Raw genomic sequence first — 4,603 nt, forward strand, 5'->3', positions numbered from 1 at the left:
CATGTTAAGTATAAAAAATTTACACGCCTCAATAGGCGACAAAGAAATATTAAAAGGGATTAACCTTGAAGTAAAAGCGGGAGAAATTCACGCGATTATGGGACCAAACGGTGCTGGAAAAAGTACTCTTTCGGCAATTATTGCAGGAAACGAAAATTATGAAGTGACCGAAGGAGAAATCTTTTTGGATAACGAAGACATTTCGGAATTGGCTCCAGAGGAAAGAGCACATAAAGGAGTTTTTCTTTCGTTTCAATATCCTGTTGAAATCCCTGGAGTTTCAGTGACTAACTTCATGAGAACAGCTATCAACGAAACACGTAAAGCAAACGGTCAGGAAGAAATGCCTGCAAACGAAATGCTGAAAGTGATTCGTGAAAAATCAGAATTGTTAGAAATAGATCGTAAATTTTTGTCACGTTCTTTAAACGAAGGTTTTTCGGGTGGAGAGAAAAAGCGTAACGAAATTTTTCAAATGGCTATGTTAGAACCAAAATTAGCCATCCTAGACGAAACCGATTCTGGCTTGGATATCGATGCTTTACGAATTGTTGCCAACGGGGTTAACAAATTAAAAAGCGATAAAAATGCTATCGTAGTGATCACACACTACCAAAGATTGCTTGATTATATCGTTCCTGATTTTGTTCACGTTTTGTACAACGGAAAAATTGTAAAATCTGGCGGTAAAGAATTGGCGCACGAGCTAGAAGAAAAAGGATACGATTGGATTAAAGCAGAGAATTAAAAATTGTTTCAAGTTTAAAGTTTTCTTAGTTTCAAGTTAAAAAAAATCTGAAACAAGTAAAAACTTGAGACGAATAAACAAAACCTATGGCTACCATAAATCGATATGAAGATTTAGAAATCTGGCAGGAAGCAAGACGCTTAGCAAAAGAAATACATCTAATTGCTATTGAGACCGACTTGAAATCAGATTTTAGATTCAAAGAGCAAATTAAATCTTCTTCAGGTTCAGTAATGGATAATATAGCTGAAGGGTTTGAAAGAGATGGAAATCTTGAATTTAGACAATTTCTATCCATTGCAAAAGGTTCTTCTGGTGAAACAAGATCGCAACTCTATAGAATTTACGATTTTGGGTATATCAATGAATCCAAATTTGAACTGCTAAAAAAAGATTATGAAAACCTAAGTGGTAAAATTAAAAATTTTATTACCTATTTAAATAAGAAAGACTTTAAAGGAAATAAGTTTCAATAGGCAAAACCTGAAACTTTAAACTTTAAACCTGAAACAAAATAAAAATGGATTTAAAAGAAAAATTAATATCGTCTTTTATGGCTTTTGAGGAGCGCGTTGATGTTCACACTGAACTACACGACTTGCGTACCGCTGCCTTAAAAAACTTTGAAACCAAAGGTTTCCCAACTAAAAAAGAGGAAGCTTGGAAATATACATCGCTTAACGCAATTCTTAAAAATGACTTTACCGTTTTTCCAAAACAGGAAAATACAGTACAATATTCTGATGTAAAAAAATACTTTTTACATGAAGTTGATACCTACAAAGTAGTTTTTATTGATGGTGTTTTTAGTTCGCATTTATCAGCCACAACTCACGAAGGAATTGATGTTTGCTTACTATCTTCTGCCTTGACAAAACCAAAATACAAAACAGTTATTGACGCGTATTTCAATCAAGTTGTCAACAAAGAAGAAACTTTGACTTCATTAAACACGGCTTTCGCCAATGAAGGAGCGTACATCAACATTCCGAAAGGAAAAGTGGCAGACAAACCGATCGAAATCATGTATTTATCGACTGGTAATGAAGCAGCAATGCTAGTACAACCGCGCAACTTAATTGTTGTGGGCGAGAACGCGCAGGTACAAATCATCGAGCGTCACCAAAGCTTAAACGAAAATGCAGTATTAACCAATTCGGTTACTGAAATTTTTGCACAAAAAAGAGCTTTTGTAGATGTTTATAAAATTCAAAACGATAACGAGGCTGCTAATTTAGTTGATAATACATATGTATCTCAGCAAGAAGAAAGTAGTGTTGCTGTAAATACCTTCAGTTTTGGAGGAAACATGACCCGTAATAATCTTAATTTTTACCATTTCGGAGAGCATATTGTAAGCTACTTGAACGGAATTACGATCATTGGCGATAAACAGCACGTAGACCACTACACCTTGGTACACCACGCTACTCCAAATTGTGAAAGTCATCAAGATTATAAAGGAATATTTACCGATAAATCAACCGGGGTATTTAACGGTAAAATCTTTGTAGAAAAAGAAGCTCAAAAAACAAATGCTTTTCAAAAAAGCAATAATATTTTGTTGAGTGATAAGGCTACCATCAATGCCAAACCGCAACTAGAAATTTTTGCTGATGATGTTAAATGTTCTCATGGTTGCACCATCGGGCAATTAGATGAAACAGCTTTGTTCTATATGCAACAACGCGGAATTCCTGTTAAAGAAGCCAAAGCTTTATTGATGTACGCATTCTCTAATGCAGTAATCGAAAGCATTAAAATACCAGAATTAAAACAACGCATCACCAAAATTATTGCCAACAAACTTGGCGTAAAAATGGGATTTGATTTGTAGTTTTAACCACAAGGTTCGCTATACACAAAGGGCGCAGAGTTTTACAACTTTGCGCCCTTTCTATTTTTACTTTTTGTGATTAAGTGATGAAATTATCCCCTTCATGATTTCATTAAAATTAAATTCTGGAGATTCTTTTAAACCCATTCGCACCACAACTAAGTCAAGCGACGGAATAATCAAAATCATTTGACCTTGATAGCCACTACAAAAATACATATCCCTTGGAACATCTTGAAAGGTGCCACTAGCATTAAGCCAAAAATGAGCACCGTATTTTCCATCTGAGGTATTCGTAGGTGTTGCGGTGTATTTTGCCCAACCTTCATTAAAAATTTGCTCCCCGTTCCAGTTGCCTTGGTGTAAATAGAGTAAGCCAAACTTAGCCCAATCCCGAGTGGTTGCCCAACCGTAGGACGAACCGACATAATTCCCGGCCATATCAGTTTCGATAACCATCGAGTTCATTCCAATTTTATCAATTAAATCCGTGTACCAAAAATCTAAGTATTCTTGATGTGTTTTGAACTGCTTTCGCAAAATCCCCGACAGTAAATTTGTGGTTCCAGAGGAGTAATTCCATCGCGTGTTTGGCTTACGCTCCGCTGGTTTCTCGAGTTGCGTTCGGGTCATATCTTCGGCTTGAAAAAGCATTTTGGTAGCATCACAAATAGAAGCATAATCTTCTACCCATTGTAAACCAGAATTCATGTGGAGCAAGTCACTTGTTGTAATTTTTTTACGTTCGTCATTTGCCCATTCTGCAATGGGAGCTGGAGCATCAATGTCAAATTTTCTTTGCTTTTCTAAAACGCCAAACATGGCGCTCGTGATACTTTTGGTCATCGACCAGCCTAAAATTCTACTGTTTTTAGTAAATCCCGTATCGTATTTTTCAGCAATGATTTTGTCTTTATAAATTACTAAAAGGGAACGCGTTCTTTTTTTCAATTCTCCCTTTACATCAAAAGCATTTGCTACGGACGAATTCAATTTGGCATAATCAACGTTAGCAAAAATGGTATCTTTAGGCTCGTTATTTCCGTATGGAAAAGGTAAATTGTTGTTCAATTTTGTTCTTTTGGGAACCAAATACGGTTTTGAAACATCAAAATCATCGTTAATTAAAGTAACTCCCAAACCTTCACGGTAAATGGCTTTTCGTTCCTTTAATCCATAAACTGAAGCAGTAGCAAACTTTCCGGCCTCATCAATTTGATTTGTTGCCAAATCGATCAAATCAATATCATTATCGCCGGCTTCAATCATAGCTTGCGATCTACCATCTAGAAAATGACCCGAAGCAATGCTCTTTGCCGAAAAACCAGAAATTAAATCGAGTTTTGGATAAGTTGTAAAACCCACGTACACAATTCCGATAAGAAGAACAACCGCAGCAATTTTAAATATTTTTTTCATAAACCATTCTTTTGACTGCAATTTATTAAAAACATTTGAATTCTGTTGTCTTAAAAAAGTCTGTTTAGCAAATAATTTGGCTATCAAAGCATAACAAAAAAGTATGAAAAACTTAGGTTTCTTAATTTCAAAACGGTTTAATTTCAGTACTTTTGTATCTAGATTTTTTCTACGATAACTATGCTAGACATTCAAAAAATAAGAGCCGATTTTCCGATACTTACTCAAAAAGTAAACGGTAAACCATTAGTCTATTTCGATAACGGAGCTACCACTCAAAAACCGCAAGTGGTGATTGATGCGATAGCGAAATACTACCAAGAGATAAACGCTAATATCCATCGTGGTGTACATACATTGAGCCAATTAGCAACCGATGCTTACGAAGAATCCCGAAAGAAAATTCAAAATCACATCAATGCCAAATTTGCTCACGAAGTACTTTTTACCTCGGGAACTACCCATGGTATCAATGCGGTTACCAACGGATTTGCTTCGATTTTAAAACCGGGTGATGAAATTTTAGTTTCGGCATTGGAACACCACAGCAATATCGTGCCTTGGCAAATGTTGTGCGAACGTACAGGAGCAATTTTACG

Annotated in this window: 5 protein-coding genes; 4 read left to right on the forward strand and 1 reads right to left on the reverse strand. The window is 35.8% G+C overall.

Translation table 11 applies throughout. The features are described from left to right. The first annotated feature begins 1 nt into the window (after position 1). The 3 genes from sufC (at position 2) to sufD (ending at position 2,585) form a co-directional block, all read left to right on the forward strand. On the forward strand, positions 2-748 hold the full coding sequence (gene sufC / locus FPG59_RS14130; RefSeq protein WP_086455222.1) for a Fe-S cluster assembly ATPase SufC: 747 nt from the start codon (positions 2-4) through the stop codon (positions 746-748). Between the two features lie 86 nt (positions 749-834). After that, positions 835-1,224 carry a four helix bundle protein gene (locus FPG59_RS14135; protein WP_086455223.1) on the forward strand — a complete coding sequence of 130 codons (390 nt, stop codon included), beginning with the start codon at positions 835-837 and terminating at the stop codon, positions 1,222-1,224. 44 nt (positions 1,225-1,268) lie between these two features. Further along, positions 1,269-2,585 carry a Fe-S cluster assembly protein SufD gene (gene sufD, locus FPG59_RS14140; RefSeq protein WP_086455224.1) on the forward strand — a complete coding sequence of 439 codons (1,317 nt, stop codon included), beginning with the start codon at positions 1,269-1,271 and terminating at the stop codon, positions 2,583-2,585. Between the two features lie 66 nt (positions 2,586-2,651). Here sufD and FPG59_RS14145 read toward each other — a convergent pair whose 3' ends face one another. Beyond that, positions 2,652-4,004: a serine hydrolase gene (locus tag FPG59_RS14145; protein WP_086455225.1), complete on the reverse strand. Its 1,353-nt coding sequence runs from the start codon at positions 4,002-4,004 to the stop codon at positions 2,652-2,654. Between the two features lie 180 nt (positions 4,005-4,184). Here FPG59_RS14145 and FPG59_RS14150 point away from each other — a divergent pair. Further along, positions 4,185-4,603: aminotransferase class V-fold PLP-dependent enzyme (locus tag FPG59_RS14150; protein WP_140344676.1), on the forward strand; the 419-nt coding region annotated here is incomplete at its 3' end.

It is taken from the genome of Flavobacterium sp. FPG59 (assembly GCF_002150205.1).
In the GTDB taxonomy this organism is placed as follows: domain Bacteria; phylum Bacteroidota; class Bacteroidia; order Flavobacteriales; family Flavobacteriaceae; genus Flavobacterium.

Excerpts from the sequence above, each read along its gene's own strand:
- sufC (WP_086455222.1), top strand. The coding sequence starts at position 2 with ATGTTAAGTATAAAAAATTTACACGCCTCAATAGGCGACAAAGAAATA.
- FPG59_RS14135 (WP_086455223.1), top strand. The coding sequence starts at position 835 with ATGGCTACCATAAATCGATATGAAGATTTAGAAATCTGGCAGGAAGCA.
- sufD (WP_086455224.1), top strand. The coding sequence starts at position 1,269 with ATGGATTTAAAAGAAAAATTAATATCGTCTTTTATGGCTTTTGAGGAG.
- FPG59_RS14145 (WP_086455225.1), bottom strand. The coding sequence starts at position 4,004 with ATGAAAAAAATATTTAAAATTGCTGCGGTTGTTCTTCTTATCGGAATT.